This window comes from Thioalkalivibrio sp. (genome assembly GCF_007692535.1).
Taxonomy (GTDB): domain Bacteria; phylum Pseudomonadota; class Gammaproteobacteria; order Ectothiorhodospirales; family Ectothiorhodospiraceae; genus Thioalkalivibrio.
On the sequence record NZ_REBW01000182.1, the window covers coordinates 1 to 17,806 of the forward strand.

Genomic DNA, 17,806 nt, shown 5'->3' on the forward strand with positions numbered 1-17,806 from the left:
TGAAGGGGATCGTGAAGAACCTCACCGACTACGGCGCGTTCCTGGATCTGGGCGGGATCGACGGGCTGTTGCACATCACCGACATGGCGTGGAAGCGGGTCAAGCACCCCTCCGACGTGGTCAACATCGGTGACGAGGTCGACGTCAAGGTGCTCAAGTTCGACCGCGAGCGCATGCGTGTTTCCCTCGGCCTGAAGCAGCTGGGCGAGGATCCGTGGGAGAACATCACCCGCCGTTACCCGACCGGCACCCGCATCTTCGGCCGTGTCACCAACATCACCGACTACGGCTGCTTCGTGGAGATCGAAGACGGTGTCGAGGGTCTGGTACACGTCTCAGAGATGGACTGGACCAACAAGAACGTGAACCCCGGCAAGGCCGTTGCCATCGGTGACGAGGTCGAAGTCATGATCCTCGATCTGGACGAAGAACGCCGCCGCATCTCCCTGGGCATGAAGCAGTGCCTGCAGAATCCCTGGGAAGACTTTGCGTCCAACCACAACCGCGGCGAGAAAGTGAGTGGCGTGATCAAGTCGATCACCGACTTCGGGGTGTTTGTCGGCCTCGACGGTGGCATCGACGGTCTGATCCACCTGTCCGATCTCTCCTGGCAGGTGCCCGGCGAGGAGGCTATCCGCAACTTCAAGAAGGGTGACGAAGTGGAAGCGGTGGTGCTGTCCGTCGATCCCGAGCGTGAACGGATTTCGCTGGGACTGAAACAACTGGATCGCGATCCGTTCTCCAGCTTCGTGGCCGAACATACCAAGGGCAGCATCGTGTCCGGTGTGGTCAAGGAAGTCGATGCAAAGGCCGCCGTGATCGAACTGGCCGATGGCATCGACGGCATCCTGCGCGCAGGCGACATCTCACGTGACCGGGTCGAAGATGCCCGCAGTGTGCTGAATGTCGGCGACAAGGTCGAGGCCAAGTTCATGGGTGTGGACAAGAAGACCCGCGCCATCAGCCTGTCGATCAAGGCCAAGGACTACCAGGAAGAGGCCGAGATGGTCAGCGACTACGCCAGCGGGAGTTCCACGGCAACGACCTCGCTTGGCGCGCTGCTGCAGGAAAAAATGCGCGGCAAGAGCGACTGAGCAGAAGACCCGTCGTCAACGGAGCCGGGTGTCGCGCGTTCCAGCGGCGCCCGGTGTCCCGGGTACGGCGCATGCTGTCCATGGACCACGCCCGTATAACAGGGGGGCTGGCCGCGACCGCGGGGGAACTGCGTCCAGGGGCGAGCAGGCGGCTGCATGCAGAGACCGTGCTGCTGTTTGGGGGAGCGGGCGTGGCGTCCCGAACGAGGGTAGGGAGGACGGTGGTATGGCGTCACCGGTCCCTTTAAATGAATAAGAATAGACAGGGGGATGTGTTGCCATGACAAAGTCTGAGTTGATCGAGAAACTCGCGGAGAAGACCCCCCATCTGCCAGCCAAGGATGTTGAATTGTGCGTAAAGGCGGTACTCGAACGCATGAGTCAGGCTCTGGCCCATGGGGATCGGGTCGAAATCCGTGGCTTCGGCAGCTTCGCACTGCATTTCCGGCCACCGCGCATCGGGCGCAATCCCAAGACCGGCAAGGGTGTCGCCCTACCGGGCAAGCACGTGCCTCATTTCAAGCCCGGCAAGGAGTTGCGCGAGCGCGTGAACCAGGTGTTTGCCGATACCGGAACCTGAATCCTTCATGAGCGGGCCATGGCTCATGCTGCTGCTGCCCATTGCGGCCGCAAGCGGTTGGTTCGCCGCGTACTATGTCCATGCCCGCCGCCGCGTGTCACGGGAGCCCCCCCTTGACCGTTATCTCGAGGGTGTGCGCTATCTGCTGGATGACCAGACCGACCGCGCGCTGCAGGCCTTCATCGAGGTGGTCGAGGTCGACCACGAAACCTTCGAAACCCACCTGATCATCGGGCGTCTGTTCCGGCGGCGGGGCGAGGTGGACCGTGCGATCCGCATTCACCAGAACCTTGCCGCACGACCGGCTCTGACCGATGCCCAGCGCGCGCAGGCGACCTACGAAATGGGGCGGGACTTCCTTCTGGCCGGGGTGCTGGACCGTGCTGAGGTCGTCTTCCGCGAGCTGATGGACTCGCCCACAGTCGGCAACCGGGCCCTGGAGGATCTGCGCAACGTCTACGAAACCCAGCGGGACTGGGCCCGAGCGATCGAGATCGGCCTGCAACTCAAGGATCAGGAGGGTTCATCGGCAGCGCTGCGCATCGCTCACTACGAGTGCGAACTCGCCCTGGAAAGACTGGAAGAGAACCAGACGGACCTGGCCCTGGAACACGCTGACAGGGCCATCGATCTGTGCCCGGGCCTTTCCCGGGCATTACTGTTGCGAGCGACCGTAGCGGAGCGCAATGGTGACATCCCGTTGTCGATACACCTTGAGCGCGAGGCGGTCGAACGCACGCCTGCGCTGGCCACCCTGGTGGTTCCCAAGCTGGAACGCCTCTACCTGAACTCGGACCTGCCTCAGGCCAGCCGCAGCCTGGAAACGACCCTGCGCGCGCTTGCCAACGAGCAGAACATCACCGTGGCCAGCATTGCGCTGATGCGCCTGTACCGCCGCTCCAACCGGCTGGACGACGCACTGACGCAGTTGCATCGCATTTTGGCCCAGCGCCCGGTTCCAACCTCAGGGCTGCTGGAGGCCGTGCGCTGGATGAAGATCCTGCCGGCGGTGCACACCTACAGCAGTGAGTTCGCGGCGTTTGAAAAGGCGCTGATGGACCAGCTGCGGAGCCAACCCCTCTACCAGTGCAGCAACTGCGGCTACCAAGGCCGGGCACATGTCTGGCAATGCCCCAGCTGCCGGCGCTGGGATACCCTGCGGGGCATGGACCTGGACCTTGACCAGCCGCCGCACCAGACCTTTCAATAAAGAACATCATTGACATGAATAATGATCCACAATTGATTGTTGCAATGGATTTTCCGGACCGCATCGCAGCCGAGAGAATGGCTGGCCAACTGGACCCGCGGCAGTGCGCGGTGAAGGTGGGTTTCGAGCTGTTCGTAGCCGCGGGACCCAGGCTTGTGGAACACCTCCAGGCGCTGGGATTTCGGGTTTTCCTCGACCTCAAGTTTCACGACATCCCGAACACGGTAGCCGGCGCCTGCCGCGCCGCCGCGCGCCTCGGCGTCTGGATCGTGAACGTGCACGCCTCGGGCGGCCTGGAAATGATGCGGGCGGCCCACGACGCGGTACGAGAGATCCGGCCCGAGACGCGGCTCATCGCCGTGACCGTGTTGACCTCCAGCGATGCGGAAACCCTGCGTGGGATCGGCATCGATCGCAGTCCCGAGCAGCAGGTGCTGCGCCTTGCCGACCTGGCCGTGAGCGAAGCCGGCCTGGACGGACTGGTGTGTTCCCCGCTGGAGGCATCGGTGCTGCGCCAGCGACTCGGTGGCCAGCCCTGGCTGGTCACGCCGGGGATACGTCCGGGCGGCGCCGGTGGCGATGACCAGAAGCGCGTAATGACCGCGAGTGCCGCATTCCGGGCCGGCGCGAGTCATATCGTCGTAGGCAGGCCGATCACGCAGGCCTCCGATCCCGCGGCCGCCGTGGCGGCGATCCTTGCTGAGATTCCCGAACAGGCCTGATCCAGAAAGCCGACAGGTCCGGAAGATGGTGGCATGAGTGGCGAAGTCTGCCTGCGACCCCTTTGCCCACGAGTGGATTCGGGGTTAGGATACGCTCGGTGCCGGGATTGGCACCGTGCTATCAACGAAAAACATGGAGGTTGTCAACATGAAGAAGTGGATCCTTGCCGTACTTTTCCTGATGCTGGTCGCCGTGCCGGCCGCGTGGGCCACCGGCCCCGTGAACGTCAACACCGCGTCAGCCGAGGAATTGGCTCAACTCGGCAATGTCGGACCGGCCAAGGCGGCCGCAATCGTTGCACACCGCGAAGAGAATGGGCCTTTCCGCTCGATACAGGAACTCACGCGCGTCACCGGAATCGGTGAACGCACCGTCGAGATGAATCTGGATCGAATCGCTTTTGAATAAGGCCTGACCTGGGGCGGGCCACCTGATGTGGCCCGCTTCGCACAGCAGACAGACGCACAGGGAGAGCATGATCAAAAACCCGCAGCAGCGCATTCGAATGGCCGTCTTCCCCGTAGCCGGCATGGGCACACGCTTCCTCCCGGCCACCAAGGCCAATCCGAAGGAAATGTTGCCAGTGGTCGACAAGCCACTGATTCAGTATGCCGCGGAGGAGGCCGTCGCCGCCGGGATCGAGACCCTGGTCTTCGTCACCGGCCGCAACAAGCGCTCCATCCCGGATCACTTCGACAAGGCGTACGAACTCGAGACCGAATTGGCCGAGCGCGGTAAGGCCGCGCTGCTGGAACTGGTGCGCAACATCGTCCCGCCAAAGGTCACCTGCGTCTATGTGCGCCAGACCGATGCACTGGGTCTGGGCCACGCAGTCGGCTGCGCCCGCCCGATCGTGCAGCACGAGCCCTTCGCGGTCATCCTGGCGGACGACTTGATCGTGAGCCATGACGGTGGTGCGCTGGCGCAGATGGTGGAACAGTTCAACGAGTTGCAGTGCAGTGTGCTCGGCGTCGAAGAAGTCCCGCACGACGAAACGGGAAAGTATGGCGTCATCGACCCCGTTGCCACGGACACACCGGGCCTTTGGGACGTCCGCGGCATCGTCGAGAAACCAAGTCCGAAGGACGCGCCCTCGAATATGGCCGTGGTCGGCCGTTATATCCTGACCCCGCGCATCTTCGAACTACTCGAACAGCAGGGGGCCGGCGCAGGCGGCGAAATCCAGCTGACCGATGCTATCGCGCGACTGCTGAACGAGGAGCGGGTCACCGCCTTCGAATTCAAGGGCGAGCGCTTCGACTGCGGCAGCAAACTGGGCTACCTCAAGGCTACCGTGGAATACGCCCTACAGCACCCGGAACTTCAGGACGACTTCAAGGCCTATCTGAAATCACGCTTCGGTTGAGCTGCAGACGGCCAGCCTCGCCAGGCAGGCGAGACGCGGCCGATATCTGGGCGGCCGATATCTGGGCTGACCAGCCCCTGGAGGCCCGTGAACCCGATGCACTGGCAACGTACGCTCGGCATCCTGCGCTCGCTGGTGATCTACTGGCGGCCGGGGCGACAGCGTAGCTTGCGCCGACTCTATCGCCCCTTCCTGCACGACCAGTCGCTGGTGTTCGACATTGGCGCGCACCTGGGTGATCGCACGCGAGCCTTCACGAGCCTGGGAGCCAGGGTAGTGGCACTGGAGCCGCAACCGCATCTGTTCCAATGGCTGCAACGGCTCGTCGGTTCCCGACCCGGGGTCATTCTGCGGCCGGAAGGGGTTGGCCGGCATCCGGGCGAGGCGACGCTCGCGGTGAGCCGACGCACACCGACGGTGTCCACCCTCTCCCGCCACTGGCAGACCGACCTCGGCCGCAATAATCCGTCATTCGGGGCGGTGGCCTGGGAGGAGTTCATCCAGATTCCCCTGGTCACCCTGGACCAACTGATCGAGGAATACGGCCTCCCGGATTTCTGCAAGATCGATGTCGAGGGCTTCGAGGCCGAGGTCCTGAATGGGCTCAGTCAGCCGGTACCCGCGCTCTCGCTGGAGTTCGTCGCCGGTGCTCTGGAAATCGCCGGGGACGCGGTGGGACGGCTCGCCGAGCTCGGACCCTACGAGTTCAATGCCATCCGTGGTGAGCAACGCCAGTATCTGTTCGCGGATTGGCTGCCGGCCTCCACCCTGTTGCAGTGGCTGCAAGAGGGGGCCGATTCGCTCCCCTCCGGAGACATCTATGCGCGTTTGCCCGCTCCCGCGGGCCGGACACAGCCAGGTCGCACGCAACTGCAGGCCGCGTCGGGAGACGGCCTGACAGGCACCCGTGCAGCGGGAAGTCCGAGGCTATGAACCGATCCGGTTTTCCTCGTTGGCAGGACATGACTGCACCCGAGATCCGGGCGTTCTCGGGCCGTGATCCGGTGGTGATTCTGCCGCTTGCGGCGATCGAACAGCATGGCCCGCATCTGCCGTTGTCCACGGACCTCGACATTGGCATGGGACTGCTCGAGGCAGCGGCGGCGAGGCTCGGTGATTCCTGCGCGGTGCTGGTTCTGCCCCCGATGGCGGTCGGGACCAGCATGGAGCACGAGGCCTTTCCGGGTACGCTGAGCCTGGATCCCGAGACCGCCCTGGCGGTGATTGGACGCTACGGTGGCGACGTGGCCCGCGCCGGTGCCCGGCGCCTGCTGCTCTGTAACAGCCATGGCGGCAACACCCAGGTGATGGATCTCGCGGGTCTTCGTCTGCGCCGGGATCACGGGCTGCTCGTGGCCAAGTGCAGCTATTTCCGGCTTCCGGCTCCTGCCGACCTCGATTTGCCGGCGGGCGAACTCCGGCACGGATTCCACGGGGGTGCGGTCGAGACCGCGATGATGCTGCACCTGATGCCAGGATCGGTGCGCATCGAACAGTGTGCGGACAACGTGTCCGTCGGCTACCGCCTGGAGCGGGAGATGGCGCAACTGGGGCCGGAAGGGGCGGCCTCCTTCGCCTGGATGACGCAGGATCTCCATTCCGGCGGTGCGGTGGGAAACGCGCTTCTGGCCGACCCGGATCTGGGCGCGCGCCTCGTGGCTCATTACGGCGCGGCCATTGCCCAGGTCATCCGCGATACCGCCACGTTTCCGCTCGACGTGCTCCGGGCGCCGCAGCGATGAGGCGGGTCTGCTCTCCCCGTTGTCATCCACGGCCGGGACGCACGCCCCCGACGCATCGACGTTCCCTGCCATGAACGACAAACGCGCGGATACAGTGGAATGGGACGCGATCCTCGAGCACCTGGCCATGCTTCGGAGAAGCGAGCAAGGTCAGCCTGCCGCCCGGGAACCAGGGACCGACGATCCCGGTGGTGGCCGCTCCCAGGTCGAGGCCATCTACCTGCCACTCGTCCAGACCCGGAAACTGGTGATCGCACAGCTCGGACAGACGCTGGACGGGCGCATCGCCACCCATAGCGGCCACTCGCATTTCGTGACCGGACCCGAGGACATCGAGCATCTGCACCGCCTCCGGGCCCTGGTCGATGCGGTGGTCGTGGGAGCCGGTACCGTCATTTCCGACGACCCGCAACTGACGGTGCGTCACGTGCGCGGTGACAACCCGGTCCGTGTGGTGTTGGATCCATCCGGCCGGGTTCCATCGGATCGGAAGATGTTTCAGGACGGCGCCGCCCCGACCCTGTGGCTGCAAAGTCGGCGCGCGAAGCCGCCTGTCGCCAGCGGGACGGTGGAGGTTCTGCAGATGGACGAGGCAGTAGCAGGCGGGGGGTTCCATCCCGCAGCGGTGCTTGAGCGATTGGCTGCCCGCGACCTGACCCGGGTGCTGGTCGAAGGCGGTGGCCTCACCGTGTCCCGCTTTCTGGCGGCCGGGGTGCTGGACCGACTGCATCTGACGGTCGCGCCCCTGCTGCTGGGCTCGGGGCGTCCCTCGGTGACCCTGGACCCGGTGCATACGCTGCACGAGGCATTACGTCCGCAGTGTCGTCACTTTGCCCTGGGTCCGGACATCCTGTTCGATCTCTGCCTTCGCCCCTAAGGCGCCTGGAATCGGCTCCGCCTCGCGCCAGGCTGACCCGGAGCAACGGCAGCAGGCCCGGCAGGGAAGCCAGCAGGAACAGCAGCCCGTAAGCCACGGCAATGGCGACGCCCTCAGCGACACCGAGGCCACTGAGCCCCCACAGAAGGGCCGCCGCGCCTTCGCGCACGCCCCAGCCCGCGACGCTGATCGGCAGCATCATCACCAGCAGCACCGGAGCAATCAGGGGCAGCAGGGTCGCCAGCGGAATCTCCGAACCGAGTGCACGGGCTGCGGCCACGTACACGATCAGGTTGGCCGCCATCACAAGGGCTGCGGTGCCGACCTGTATCAGTAAAACGGGTGCGGGTAGGAAAGCCCGGCGCGCGTCCGCCCCGAACTCCCGGAGGGCGGCCCGCAATGCCGGAAGCCGTTGCCGGAGGCCCACTGCGCCGATCACGAGGGCCGCGAACGTGAGCGGCACCGCCCAACCCCATCCAAGCGAGTCCGGCCGCAACGCCGGGATCGCCAGCAGCGATGCGATGGCGACGGCCAGCATCACGGACTGGACCACGGCCCGTTCCAGCACGACCGCGTGAATGGCGCTGCGCCTGCGCACCGCGACGATGGCGTGGCGCCAGGCCCGCGAGACATCACCCAGGATGCCGCCAGGGAGGACCTGGTTCAGAAAGACCCCGAGGTAGTATTCACCCAGCGCGTGCCGGTAGGGCATGCCCACCCCGAGCCGCGCCGCGGTGAATCGCCAGCGCCAGGCCAGCAGCATGATCTGCAGAACGGACAGGAGCAGGGCCGGCAACACCCAGCGCAGGTCGAGCTGCACGAGGTGTGCCGCGATCTCGGCGGCGTCGAAGATCTGAAACAGGACCAGCAGCAGGGTGACGCTGACGGCAAGGCGCAACAGACCTTTCACCCTGTCGTTCATCTCACCGGTCCCGGCAGGGCGAGCAGATCCTGATGCCCAACCTGCACGCGGATACGACCGGCGGCGAGGTCTGCACAGCGACGCCCGCCCCAGGCGCGGAATCCGGAGCAGCTCTCGGGAAGCTGTTCACAGGCGGCCGCCACCCACCCCTCGACCAGTGCCTGGGCCAGCACCACGTTCTCACGCCCGAGATCCCAGGGGCTGGATTCCACCCAGACGTGATAGCCGGCATCGCGGAACCGCCCGGCCAGCTCGCCGGGCGCGGCGGGACCCAACGCGGCACCGAGACCCTTGTCCCGCTGCTGGTGTGCGTTGACGGCCGCGAGCACGGCATCGTCCAGCGGGTCAGGGGAGGACCATTCGACCTGCCCGTCATAGCTCAGCACCATCAGGGCTGCCGCGCCCCGTTCACGGCAGGCCGCGACCAGCGAGTCGAGCCAGTCCGCCGAGACGAGGTCCAGCAGGGCGGATGCGGTCACCAGGTCCGGCGACGGATCGCTGGCAAAACGATGCCATTCGGAGAGATCGGCCTGAATGCTGCGCGATTCATGTCCACTGGCCTTCGCGCTGGCGAGGGCCAGCAGGGCAGGGTCGTGATCCACCAGTGTCCAGTGCTGGTCGGCTGGCAGCAGGGGCGCGAGAAAACGCCGGTTGGAGCCGGTACCGGTCCCCAGATCGAGTACACGCAGGCGCTGGCGAGGTGCGCACCAGACCTGCAGCCGTTGCCCCAGTACCCGGGAGCGTGCCTGGTGATCCGCAGGTTCACGCAGCGCCAGCCAGTCGGCCTGGAAATCCCCGCTCATCGGGCGGCCAACTCGTTCACGGCCGCTGCGAAGGCCGCAGACGCCTGATGCCAATCGGGCAGGGTCCGAGCATGAGCCAACGCGCCCTCGGCCAGATCCCGCCGCAACCCGGGCTCATCCAACAGCCGAACGAGGGCCGCGGCCAAGGCGTCCACATCCCCGCAAGGGATCAACAATGCGGCCTGGCTTGGTACGGTGTGCGGAATCGCGCCGCCGGTCGTCGCGAGGATTGGCAGCCCGTGTGCCATCGCCTCGGTGAAGGCCATGCCATAACCCTCGTACCACGAGGGCAGTACGAACAGGCTGGCGGACTGATACAGCGCTCCCAGTTCCTCGTCGCTGCTCTCGCCGGCAAAGCGGACGCGGTCGGTGATTCCGAGGCGACCTGCGTCGGCCCGCACCGCCTGCACGAACGCTGGATCGCGCTCGGTACTCCCGGCCAGCACACACTCCCAGGCACGATCAGAGAGCCGCCCCAGGGCCTGCACCAGCAGGTCCTGGCCCTTGCGCGGCACCACGGAACCCACACACAGCAGCAGCGGGGACGCTGCGGATTCGGGCGCGCGGGCCCGCTGCGCGGGCTCGGTACCCGGAATCACCACGCGAACCGGAGTCGATGCCTGCAGCCAGGGCCGCAGGAGAGCGGCCGTGAACGGGCTGGTCACGATCACTGCCTGGCAAGCCGCCAGGGCGCGCTGTTCCAGTTCGCGCAGCTCGGCGGCACGGGGCGGGGGCAACGCAGTCTCTTCGGACAGGGGGTGATGGACCAGACCGATCAGCGCGAGCCGCCCGCCATGCGCTTCGGCCGGCAGGGGCAATCCACCCAGCGCGAGCCCGTCGATCACCACCGTCGACCCAGCCGGCAACTGGCGCAGGGTGTGGTCGAGGGCCTGCTCGGCCTCGCGGTCGGGTCCTGGAAAACGGCCGGCCAGCTCGTGCACCTGGACCGACCAGCCCATTCGGCGCAGGCCGGCGCAGATCCGACTGTCGTAGATGTACCCTCCGGTACGCTGCTCCAGGGCCCCAGGAACCACGAGATGCAACGGGGCCAGGCTCAAAGTGTTCCTTCGTAACTGGCCCAGGCGACGTGGGATTCGTTCAGGGTCACGCAGAGCGCGGTCAGGCCTTTTGCGGAGGATCCCAGCTTGCCGCGTGCGATCGCGTCCGCCAGCCGCAGGTAGATCTGATGGGCGAGAAACTCCGTCGTGGTGTTCTGGTCGTCGAAATCCGGATGGTCGTCAAGATTCTGATAGTTCAGGGCGGCCAGAATGGCGGACAGCTGCTGGCTGGCGAGGCCGATGTCCACCACCAGTCCATCCGAATCCAGTTCCTCACGGCGGAAGGTGGCGTCGACCACGTACGTGGCGCCGTGCAGACGCTGGGCCGGGCCAAACACCTCCCCCGTGAAGCTGTGAGCGATCATGAAGTGGTCGCGGACATTGAGACTGTACATGCGGACTCCTTTGGAAGGGCAACGGAAACAAGGGTTGATCGTTGTTCGATGACCGTGGGTCAGCGGATTCGTTCCTGTGGTCTCCTCGGTATAACTCTCATGGCCCGGGAGAGCGCCACCCCTGATGATGAAAAGCGGCAAACTGTAGGTCGGGTTAGCGCAGCGTAACCCGACGGGCCTCGCACTCCACCCATGGGCGCAAAATAGCGTCGTCCCCGGGACGTCGTCGGGTTACGCTGCGCTAACCCGACCTACAGGGCTGTGACTTTCACGCCAAGTACGATCGAACCGCGTCAGGGATACCGGATGCGATGGCAGAGGGTGTCACCGCCTCCCCGGGCCAGTTCGGTCATCACCGCCGGCAATGTCTCGAAGACACTCTCGCCAGTGATCAGGTGATCGAGCTCGGACGCCCGCAGTAGATCCAGGGCGAGCCCCAGGCGGCGACGGTAGTCCCAGCGGGCCTGCCGATGCGCCGGAATTCGGCCCACCTGGCTGCTTTTCAGCACCAGCCTGCGCGAGTGAAACCCCTCGCCGAGGGGCAGTGTCACCGGGCGGTCGCCATACCAGCTCAGTTCCAGCACGGTGGCTTCGAGGCCAGCGTGCCGGAGGGCCTCGGCCAGGCCCTCCGGCTGCCCACTGGCATGAATGACCAGGTCCGCGTCGGCAGGCTCTGCAAACTCCCGGGCAAATTCGATCCCCAACGCCGTGCTCGCGGCGCGGCGTGCCGGGTTGATGTCGATCAGCGTAACCTGCGCACCGGGGATCTGCCGACAGAGCCAGGCGGTCAGGAGTCCCAGCACGCCGGCGCCAAGGATCACGATCCGATCGCCCGCAAGAGGACCGGCGTCCCAGAAGGCGTTGATCGCGGTCTCCATGTTCGCTGCGAGCACCGCCCGTTCCGGTGGCACCCCTGCAGGCAACGGAACCGCAGCGGAACCGGGAACCCGGTACCGGTCCTGGTGCGGATGCAGGCAGAAGACCGTCTCCCCGATGCGCTCGGCCGGCCCCTCCTCGATACGACCCACATTCATGTAACCGTACTTCACCGGGCCGGGGAAATCGCCGGCCTGAAACGGCGCACGCATGGCTTCATACTGCGTCTTCGGGACCCTGCCGGTGAAGACCAGCGTCTCGGTGCCGCGGCTGATACCCGAATACAGGCTGCGGACCAGCACGTCGCCGTTGCGCGCCGGCGGCAGGGTCTCCTCCCGGATGCGGCCGGCGCCGGGTTGGGTGATCCAGAAGGCGCGGGCGGTCTCCGCGGACATGTTCATTGGTCTCCGGTGCGGTGCGGGCGTCGCTGCATGGTACTCATCGTCGCCACCCAACCGCCACAACAAATGCCGCTGAACACGGTCGAAAACGGCAACGTCGGGTGCAACCGGACGATGCCGCCCTTGCGGACTGACATGATCCAGGAAAAAGAACGATGAAGAACAGGCTTCGAAATACAGGCTTGCGGCGGCAGGCCCGGCAATTTGCAACGCAGGCGGGGGTCTGGAGGTGGGAACTCACCGCCGGACTCCTGACCGTCCTGGCCGGGGCCGCGCTACTGCACCTTGCCGCCGGGGTGCCCGCCTCGGTGTTCGCGGCATCGCTGCTGTCCTACGGGCTCCTGGTCTGCATGGTCCTGCACACGTCCCCGGCGGTCTTTCACCGCGACGGTCCGGGGCTCGCCAACCGCGTTACCTTCCTGCGCGCCGCGCTGATAATGCCGGTCGCAGCCATGGCGCTGCTCCCTGCCCATCTCGATGCGGGCGTAGCCTACTGGCTGCTCGGCCTGGCGGCCATCGCCCTGGCGCTCGACGGGGTGGACGGGGCGGTGGCACGGCGTACCGGCCGTATCACCGCCTTCGGCGCACGCTTCGACATGGAACTCGACGCCCTGCTGATCCTGGTCCTGGCGCTGTTGGTCTGGCAGACGGGGCAGGCGGGCCTGTGGGTACTGCTGGTCGGATTGATGCGCTACCTGTTCGTTGCTGCAGGATGGCGCTGGACCTGGCTGCAGGGCGATCTGCCGCCGAGCCGTCGCCGGCAAACGGTCTGCGTCGTGCAGTCGGTCGCGCTCCTGGTGGCACTGGCACCCGTGGTGTCTCCCGGCCTTGCAAGCGCGCTCGCGCTCGCGGCGTTGCTGCTTCTCACCTATTCCTTCACCGTGGACGTGCTGTGGCTCTACCGCCAGGACCGCAGCCTTGCAGGAGAATACCCATGACGCTGGCGTACTCGAACCGCCTGTTCGCGAAATCCGCGTTCGTATTTGCGCTGCTGCTGGCCCGTCCTGGCGCGGCCAGCGCGGACATGGAGCGATGAGAGATCGACCGGGAACACTTCCCGGCCCGGGATTCTGTGTGCCTCGCTGCGGGGCACCATCAACAGAAGCGGGTGGGGCATGACCTACAGCCTTTCACGCGGTCTGGTTGGCGATGAGATCGAGCTCATCCTCGAATTCGAGGCCCAGCGTCAGTAGCGGCAACGGTTCCGGTATCCACTGGAGCGGTGACGACAAGCTTTGGAGAATACGGCATGAAAATAGGCAATTGGTGGCCATTCGGGCGGGTACCCGAAATGCCCGCGGAGGATCTCGCCGCCGCGGTCGCGGACGGATCGGTCCAGGTGCTCGATGTACGCACGGGCGCGGAGTTCCGGCGCAGTCGGATCCCCGGGGCGCGACACCTTCCGATCACGCGCTTCAGCAAACCGCATCTGGAGGAACTGGACCTGGACCGGGAACGACCGGTCGTCGCGATCTGCCTGACGGCGCACCGGAGCATTCCCGCAGTCCGGAAGCTTGCTGAACTCGGCTACGACGCCAGGCAACTGAAGGGCGGCATGCGAGCGTGGTGGAAGACCGGGGGGCCCACCGAATCTGGCTAGTGGACTTGATCTCCGGTGACAGGTTTGAGTATTCTATATTGGCACGTGGTTATATGCTTATTCCGTGCCCTCCAGAGAGTCGGAAGCACCCGATTCGAAGGCGGAATCAAAGTGACCATGCCTGCCACGCGTGGCCCTTGGCAGAGCAGGCAAAAGAAAACAGCAAGGGTGTTTCCGTGAATCTAGGAGAAAAGTCATGCGCAAATCTCTGAAAGTTATAGCGGCTTCTGCTCTCGTCCTGGCCTTTGCGGCTCCGATGCAGTCCAGCGCCCAGTGGTACGGCCCGGGTTATGGCTATGGCCCGTACTATGGCCCCGGTTACTACGGACCGGGATACGGCCGTGGCTGGGGTGACTGGTTCGGGTTCGGCGACATGTTCGGCGACATCGGCTTCTCGATGCGCGGCAGCGGCCGAGGCTGGGGACGCGGATACGGCCGTGGCGACGGTTGGGGCTACTACAACCCCTACACCTATCGCGGCTACGGCTATGCGCCGTACTACGGTGGGCCCTGGGGCGCCCCGGCTGCGCAGCAGCAGCAGCCTGAGTCCGAGTAAGCCTTCAGGCGGAGCCTGAAGACGCGGGCCCGGTCCCTCGGACCGGGCTCTTTCACGTCTGGGATTCGGCGATGGATGTGATAGGCTTCGCCGTCCCGAAGACTGCCCAGGATGGCCAGCGATGATGTTCAAGAACCTCCGTCTCTATCGCCTTGCGAAGCCCTTCGCACACAGCCCGGACGGCCTCCACGAGCACCTGGAGGCCGCAGCCTTCCGTCCCTGCGGGAAGCTGGAGCACGAGACCCTGGGCTGGGTGCCGCCCCTGGGCCGACGGGCCACGCTGCTCACCCATGCGGCCGGTCCTGCGATTCTGGTCTGCGCCCGGAAGGAGTCCCGCATGCTCCCTCCGGCGGTGATCAACGAGGAACTGGCCGAAAAGGTCGCCGCCATCGAGGACGGCGAGAGCCGACGCGTCGGCCGCAAGGAGCGGCTGGAGATCAAGGACCAGATCGTTCACGAACTGCTGCCCCGGGCCTTCACCCGCTCCAGCCACATCTACGCCATGATCCTTCCGCGCAGCGGCTGGATCGTCATCGATACGTCGAGCAAGGCGCGCGCAGAGGAATTGCTGAGCCTGCTGCGCGAGGGCCTGGGCTCGTTGCCGGTCGCCATGCCCCGGCCGGTTGCGGATCCGTCGACGGTGATGACCTCCTGGATCGCTGGCGAGCCCCTGCCAGCGGGACTTGAACTCGGTGACGAGTGCGAGCTGCAGGAGTCGGGCGACGACGCCGGCACGATCCGGGTCAAGCGCGTGGAGCTGTTGTCCGACGAGATCCGGACCCATCTCGGGGCGGGCAGGCGGGTGGTGAAGCTCGCACTCGCCCTCGATGAACGCATGCGCTTCGTGCTCGATGAGGAGATGGGTGTGAAGCGGCTTGCCTTCGAGGACGTGGTACTGGAGCCGCTGCAGGACGTCGACGGGGATGATGATCTGGCGCGCATGGATGCCCAGTTCGCCCTCGTGAGCCTGGAGCTGGAAGCCATGCTGCCAAGGATCCTGGATTGGTTCGGCGGCGAGGAGGACATGGCAGGCGTTGCTGCCTAGTGGGTCGTGCGGGGCAGGGACCCGGCAGGGTCACTCCTGCGGTCCGTATTCCGTGTATTTGCGGGAGTCGCCGTACACGCGTTCGACCGGATACTTCCGCTCGTTTTCGAGGACCTTCGCCTCTACCGCATCCGCGATGCTGACACCCAGCCGGTCGGCCAACCGCACCAGGTAGATCTGGATGTCGGCAATTTCGGAGGCCACCTGTTCCAGGGTCCGCGCGTCCAGCTCTTCGCTCTGGCGCTCGCTGAGCCACTGGAAGTGCTCAATCAGTTCACCGGCCTCGCCCGCCAGCGCCATCACCAGGTTCTTCGGGGCATGAAACTGTTCCCAGTCCCGGCGCCGGGCAAAGTCCCGCATGCGGATCTTCAGGTCTTCCAGTTCGGACCATTCCATCGTGAACGCGCCGCGACGATCAGGCAGCCACCTGCATGCGATCCCGGTTCCGCGACTGCCACATCTCCCGTGCGAGCGCCGTTGCCGCCTCGGGCGTGGGCGCCTTTTTCATCAAGTGCAGTGCGATCGCAGCGGTCCCGATGACCGCGGCCTCGCCGTATTCTTCCTCGCTCTCACCACGCCAGAAACGGCCCAGTCGGCCGACGTCGAGGTGATCCTCCCGGGTGTGGCGGCGGGCGAACATCGCCGGCCACTCCTCTTCCTCGAGGACGCCGTTACGGACCCGCTGCACCAGACAGGGGCTGTCGGGGTTGCGCTCGATCTCGCCACCCTCGCCCTTGATCACTGCGACGTTGGCCTCTCCGAGGAGCATCGCGGCTTCCTGGTGCACGGGGCGGTAACCGGGGTGGAAGATGCCCTGCATCACGTAGGGGGCATTGAAGGGGTTGGTGCTGCGGGCGACGGTATGCACCGGCGAGCGCAGGCCCATCAGTGGCCGCAACTCGATGATCTCGTACAGCCTGGGGCAGAGGTACTGCAGATCGAGGTAGGCAAAGTTCTCGGTCGCCATGCGCTCGCAGGCCTCGTCGATGGAGGTGCAGGGCGCGATACCGAGGGCGCCGAGCACGTCGCGCGTGTAGATGCGCCCCACGGTATGGCCGCTCGCCCCATGCATGAAGGTGCGGACACCGTTCTGTGCCAGCAGCAGTGTCGACAGCAGGTACCAGGGGAGGACGCGCCGCTTCCCGGCATAGGAGGACCAGTCGAGATCGACCCTGGGCGCATCTGCGGGGATCTGGATGGCGTTGCGCACGGCGCGCACGAACCCGACGAGCTCTTCCCGGGTCTCCTCCTTCACACGCATCAACATCATGTAGGCGCCCAACTGGACCGGCTCCACCTGTCCCGCCAGGATCATGCTGAACGAGTCGAAGGCCTCCTGCTCGGTGAACGGCCGGGTGCCATTCTTGCCCTTGCCGAGGATGCGCACGTACGGCGCGAAGGGGTGTTCTTCGTACTGGGTGGGTTCGACCATGCTCAAATCTCCGGAATGTCTGGGCGCGCCGTGCCGTGTACTTCACCGGCCTACGCTGCCGGCTGGATGAGCATCATAACCCCCGGTCTGACGCTCGCAAAAGATCGTGGTTCAGTTCGCGGCGGAATCACCGTCCGGGCGGAGGCGTTCGACGACGTCTCCCAGGCCGCGGCTCGACGCATGGAAACCCGTGGTGCCCCGGCGCATTCGCCCTGTTTCCTCGGAGTGGAAGACCCGGGTCAGTTCCACGCGAAAGGCGCCGCGTGCGACGATCCGCGCCACCTCGGCATCCGTGAATTCGATCCAGCACACCGGTCCCGAGCAGTAGCCGTCCTCCATGCGCACCGCCCTGCGCAGACCAGGGAGATCCACGGTCGCCTGTATCAGGCGGTAATCCTCACCGAGCCAGGCACCCGCAAACAGCCAGCCATCGCCCTCCGGGATGAATGCCAGCGCGGTTCCATTGAGGTCCAGGGCGGCGTGGCATCGATCGCTGTCGGGAACCAGTGGGGAGGGTTCGCAGGTGTACTGCCACTCGCCGGCGATGAAACGCGCACAGGCTGCCAGCAGGACCACTCCGCCCAGGACAAGGACCAAGGGCAGGGGACGAAGGCGGGTCCATCGGAAGGTTTTTTTTCGCTGCACGTTGAATGGCGGCCGGTTGTCGTGTTCTTGCGGGCAGGAAGGGGCCCCGGACGCGCCACTTTAGCAGCGTCCGAGATCTGGTGCCGCCGAGAGGAGGGATCCGAAAGCCGCCTTCAGAAGATCCCGGCCGGAGCCGAGCGGTCACGCTGGCGGCTCTGCGTGGTTGCCTCATCCGGACCATGAAGGCGGCGGATCTGATGCGGACGGGCATCGACCACGATCCCGTCCCGAGTCAGAACCTTGACCCGGTAACTCGCGTTGGTCCGGTATTGCATGCTGAGCAGATCCATCGAGGTTCTGGGCGCCAGCGGGCTCACGACCACGCCGAGCGCACCGTTCCACTCCGTGTAGTAACTGGCATTCTGCATGATGACCAGTTCGCCGACCTTGAACGTCATTTGTACTTCCTCCGTGCGGAAGAGGGCCGAGTCCTGAATACCGCGGTGACTACCGCTCGCTCTACCTACCATTGGACTGAAGT

General features: G+C 65.5%; 21 protein-coding genes and 1 pseudogene. 13 read left to right on the forward strand and 9 right to left on the reverse strand.

Translation table 11 applies throughout. From position 1 onward, the window contains the following. The 9 genes from EA346_RS10555 to EA346_RS10595 form a co-directional block, all read left to right on the forward strand. Positions 1-1,094, forward strand: a 1,094-nt coding sequence (locus EA346_RS10555) for a 30S ribosomal protein S1 (RefSeq protein ID WP_296758357.1), incomplete at its 5' end; no start/stop codon positions are given. A gap of 280 nt (positions 1,095-1,374) precedes the next feature. Further along, positions 1,375-1,674 (forward strand): integration host factor subunit beta, encoded by a 300-nt coding sequence (locus tag EA346_RS10560; RefSeq protein ID WP_296758359.1) that lies wholly within the window; start codon positions 1,375-1,377, stop codon positions 1,672-1,674. A gap of 7 nt (positions 1,675-1,681) precedes the next feature. Then, positions 1,682-2,884: a tetratricopeptide repeat protein gene (locus tag EA346_RS10565; protein ID WP_296758362.1), complete on the forward strand. Its 1,203-nt coding sequence runs from the start codon at positions 1,682-1,684 to the stop codon at positions 2,882-2,884. Positions 2,885-2,898: 14 nt separating this feature from the next. Beyond that, entirely contained in the window at positions 2,899-3,606 is a 708-nt protein-coding gene (gene pyrF / locus EA346_RS10570) for an orotidine-5'-phosphate decarboxylase (RefSeq protein ID WP_296758364.1), read from the forward strand. Between the two features lie 181 nt (positions 3,607-3,787). Further along, positions 3,788-4,015 (forward strand): ComEA family DNA-binding protein, encoded by a 228-nt coding sequence (locus tag EA346_RS10575; protein ID WP_366755784.1) that lies wholly within the window; start codon positions 3,788-3,790, stop codon positions 4,013-4,015. A 67-nt stretch (positions 4,016-4,082) separates the two neighbouring features. Next, positions 4,083-4,973: a UTP--glucose-1-phosphate uridylyltransferase GalU gene (galU, locus tag EA346_RS10580; protein ID WP_296758368.1), complete on the forward strand. Its 891-nt coding sequence runs from the start codon at positions 4,083-4,085 to the stop codon at positions 4,971-4,973. A gap of 96 nt (positions 4,974-5,069) precedes the next feature. Continuing rightward, positions 5,070-5,906 (forward strand): FkbM family methyltransferase, encoded by an 837-nt coding sequence (locus EA346_RS10585; RefSeq protein ID WP_296758370.1) that lies wholly within the window; start codon positions 5,070-5,072, stop codon positions 5,904-5,906. A 29-nt stretch (positions 5,907-5,935) separates the two neighbouring features. Next, a complete protein-coding gene (locus tag EA346_RS10590) occupies positions 5,936-6,715 on the forward strand; it encodes a creatininase family protein (protein ID WP_296758372.1) in 780 nt (259 codons plus the stop codon). Positions 6,716-6,785: 70 nt separating this feature from the next. After that, positions 6,786-7,592 (forward strand): RibD family protein, encoded by an 807-nt coding sequence (locus EA346_RS10595; protein ID WP_296758374.1) that lies wholly within the window; start codon positions 6,786-6,788, stop codon positions 7,590-7,592. An 82-nt stretch (positions 7,593-7,674) separates the two neighbouring features. Here EA346_RS10595 and EA346_RS10600 read toward each other — a convergent pair. The 5 genes and pseudogenes from EA346_RS10600 to EA346_RS10620 form a co-directional block, all read right to left on the reverse strand. Continuing rightward, positions 7,675-8,514, reverse strand: a pseudogene (locus EA346_RS10600) (lysylphosphatidylglycerol synthase transmembrane domain-containing protein); the annotation flags it as partial. Next, positions 8,511-9,317: a class I SAM-dependent methyltransferase gene (locus tag EA346_RS10605; protein WP_296758376.1), complete on the reverse strand. Its 807-nt coding sequence runs from the start codon at positions 9,315-9,317 to the stop codon at positions 8,511-8,513. The gene EA346_RS10605 and the pseudogene EA346_RS10600, both read right to left, overlap by 4 nt. Beyond that, a complete protein-coding gene (locus tag EA346_RS10610; protein ID WP_296758379.1) occupies positions 9,314-10,375 on the reverse strand; it encodes a glycosyltransferase family 4 protein in 1,062 nt (353 codons plus the stop codon). The genes EA346_RS10605 and EA346_RS10610 overlap by 4 nt, the downstream gene beginning before the upstream one ends. Beyond that, positions 10,372-10,770 (reverse strand): 6-carboxytetrahydropterin synthase, encoded by a 399-nt coding sequence (locus EA346_RS10615; RefSeq protein WP_296758381.1) that lies wholly within the window; start codon positions 10,768-10,770, stop codon positions 10,372-10,374. Before EA346_RS10615 ends, EA346_RS10610 begins: the two co-directional genes overlap by 4 nt. A 293-nt stretch (positions 10,771-11,063) precedes the next feature. Then, a complete protein-coding gene (locus EA346_RS10620) occupies positions 11,064-12,041 on the reverse strand; it encodes a zinc-binding alcohol dehydrogenase (RefSeq protein WP_296758384.1) in 978 nt (325 codons plus the stop codon). Positions 12,042-12,202: 161 nt separating this feature from the next. Between EA346_RS10620 and EA346_RS10625 the strand changes: the two genes are divergently transcribed. The 4 genes from EA346_RS10625 to rdgC all read left to right on the forward strand — a co-directional run bounded on the left by EA346_RS10625 (position 12,203) and on the right by rdgC (position 15,248). Continuing rightward, a complete protein-coding gene (locus tag EA346_RS10625) occupies positions 12,203-12,985 on the forward strand; it encodes a CDP-alcohol phosphatidyltransferase family protein (RefSeq protein WP_296758386.1) in 783 nt (260 codons plus the stop codon). A 311-nt stretch (positions 12,986-13,296) separates the two neighbouring features. Then, positions 13,297-13,647 carry a rhodanese-like domain-containing protein gene (locus EA346_RS10630; RefSeq protein WP_296758388.1) on the forward strand — a complete coding sequence of 117 codons (351 nt, stop codon included), beginning with the start codon at positions 13,297-13,299 and terminating at the stop codon, positions 13,645-13,647. A gap of 196 nt (positions 13,648-13,843) precedes the next feature. Beyond that, positions 13,844-14,203 carry a sulfur globule family protein gene (locus EA346_RS10635; RefSeq protein ID WP_296758390.1) on the forward strand — a complete coding sequence of 120 codons (360 nt, stop codon included), beginning with the start codon at positions 13,844-13,846 and terminating at the stop codon, positions 14,201-14,203. A gap of 121 nt (positions 14,204-14,324) precedes the next feature. After that, a complete protein-coding gene (gene rdgC / locus EA346_RS10640; RefSeq protein WP_296758392.1) occupies positions 14,325-15,248 on the forward strand; it encodes a recombination-associated protein RdgC in 924 nt (307 codons plus the stop codon). A gap of 30 nt (positions 15,249-15,278) precedes the next feature. Here rdgC and EA346_RS10645 read toward each other — a convergent pair whose 3' ends face one another. From EA346_RS10645 to EA346_RS10660, 4 genes are all read right to left on the reverse strand, one after another. Continuing rightward, positions 15,279-15,644, reverse strand: a complete 366-nt coding sequence (locus EA346_RS10645) for a nucleotide pyrophosphohydrolase (protein WP_296758394.1) — start codon at positions 15,642-15,644, stop codon at positions 15,279-15,281. Between the two features lie 19 nt (positions 15,645-15,663). Next, the gene (locus tag EA346_RS10650) at positions 15,664-16,680 is read right to left on the reverse strand and encodes a glycosyl transferase family protein (protein ID WP_296758395.1); all 1,017 of its coding nucleotides are present in this window, start codon (positions 16,678-16,680) and stop codon (positions 15,664-15,666) included. 111 nt (positions 16,681-16,791) lie between these two features. Next, the gene (locus EA346_RS10655) at positions 16,792-17,277 is read right to left on the reverse strand and encodes a hypothetical protein (RefSeq protein WP_296758396.1); all 486 of its coding nucleotides are present in this window, start codon (positions 17,275-17,277) and stop codon (positions 16,792-16,794) included. Positions 17,278-17,438: 161 nt separating this feature from the next. After that, complete coding sequence (locus EA346_RS10660) at positions 17,439-17,723, reverse strand: hypothetical protein (protein WP_296758399.1); 285 nt, start codon at positions 17,721-17,723, stop codon at positions 17,439-17,441. Positions 17,724-17,806 lie beyond the last annotated feature (83 nt).

Excerpts from the sequence above, each read along its gene's own strand:
- EA346_RS10560 (WP_296758359.1), top strand. The coding sequence starts at position 1,375 with ATGACAAAGTCTGAGTTGATCGAGAAACTCGCGGAGAAGACCCCCCAT.
- EA346_RS10565 (WP_296758362.1), top strand. The coding sequence starts at position 1,682 with ATGAGCGGGCCATGGCTCATGCTGCTGCTGCCCATTGCGGCCGCAAGC.
- pyrF (WP_296758364.1), top strand. The coding sequence starts at position 2,899 with ATGAATAATGATCCACAATTGATTGTTGCAATGGATTTTCCGGACCGC.
- EA346_RS10575 (WP_366755784.1), top strand. The coding sequence starts at position 3,788 with ATGCTGGTCGCCGTGCCGGCCGCGTGGGCCACCGGCCCCGTGAACGTC.
- galU (WP_296758368.1), top strand. The coding sequence starts at position 4,083 with ATGATCAAAAACCCGCAGCAGCGCATTCGAATGGCCGTCTTCCCCGTA.
- EA346_RS10585 (WP_296758370.1), top strand. The coding sequence starts at position 5,070 with ATGCACTGGCAACGTACGCTCGGCATCCTGCGCTCGCTGGTGATCTAC.
- EA346_RS10590 (WP_296758372.1), top strand. The coding sequence starts at position 5,936 with ATGACTGCACCCGAGATCCGGGCGTTCTCGGGCCGTGATCCGGTGGTG.
- EA346_RS10595 (WP_296758374.1), top strand. The coding sequence starts at position 6,786 with ATGAACGACAAACGCGCGGATACAGTGGAATGGGACGCGATCCTCGAG.
- EA346_RS10605 (WP_296758376.1), bottom strand. The coding sequence starts at position 9,317 with ATGAGCGGGGATTTCCAGGCCGACTGGCTGGCGCTGCGTGAACCTGCG.
- EA346_RS10615 (WP_296758381.1), bottom strand. The coding sequence starts at position 10,770 with ATGTACAGTCTCAATGTCCGCGACCACTTCATGATCGCTCACAGCTTC.
- EA346_RS10620 (WP_296758384.1), bottom strand. The coding sequence starts at position 12,041 with ATGTCCGCGGAGACCGCCCGCGCCTTCTGGATCACCCAACCCGGCGCC.
- EA346_RS10625 (WP_296758386.1), top strand. The coding sequence starts at position 12,203 with ATGAAGAACAGGCTTCGAAATACAGGCTTGCGGCGGCAGGCCCGGCAA.
- EA346_RS10630 (WP_296758388.1), top strand. The coding sequence starts at position 13,297 with ATGAAAATAGGCAATTGGTGGCCATTCGGGCGGGTACCCGAAATGCCC.
- EA346_RS10635 (WP_296758390.1), top strand. The coding sequence starts at position 13,844 with ATGCGCAAATCTCTGAAAGTTATAGCGGCTTCTGCTCTCGTCCTGGCC.
- rdgC (WP_296758392.1), top strand. The coding sequence starts at position 14,325 with ATGATGTTCAAGAACCTCCGTCTCTATCGCCTTGCGAAGCCCTTCGCA.
- EA346_RS10645 (WP_296758394.1), bottom strand. The coding sequence starts at position 15,644 with ATGGAATGGTCCGAACTGGAAGACCTGAAGATCCGCATGCGGGACTTT.
- EA346_RS10650 (WP_296758395.1), bottom strand. The coding sequence starts at position 16,680 with ATGGTCGAACCCACCCAGTACGAAGAACACCCCTTCGCGCCGTACGTG.
- EA346_RS10660 (WP_296758399.1), bottom strand. The coding sequence starts at position 17,723 with ATGACGTTCAAGGTCGGCGAACTGGTCATCATGCAGAATGCCAGTTAC.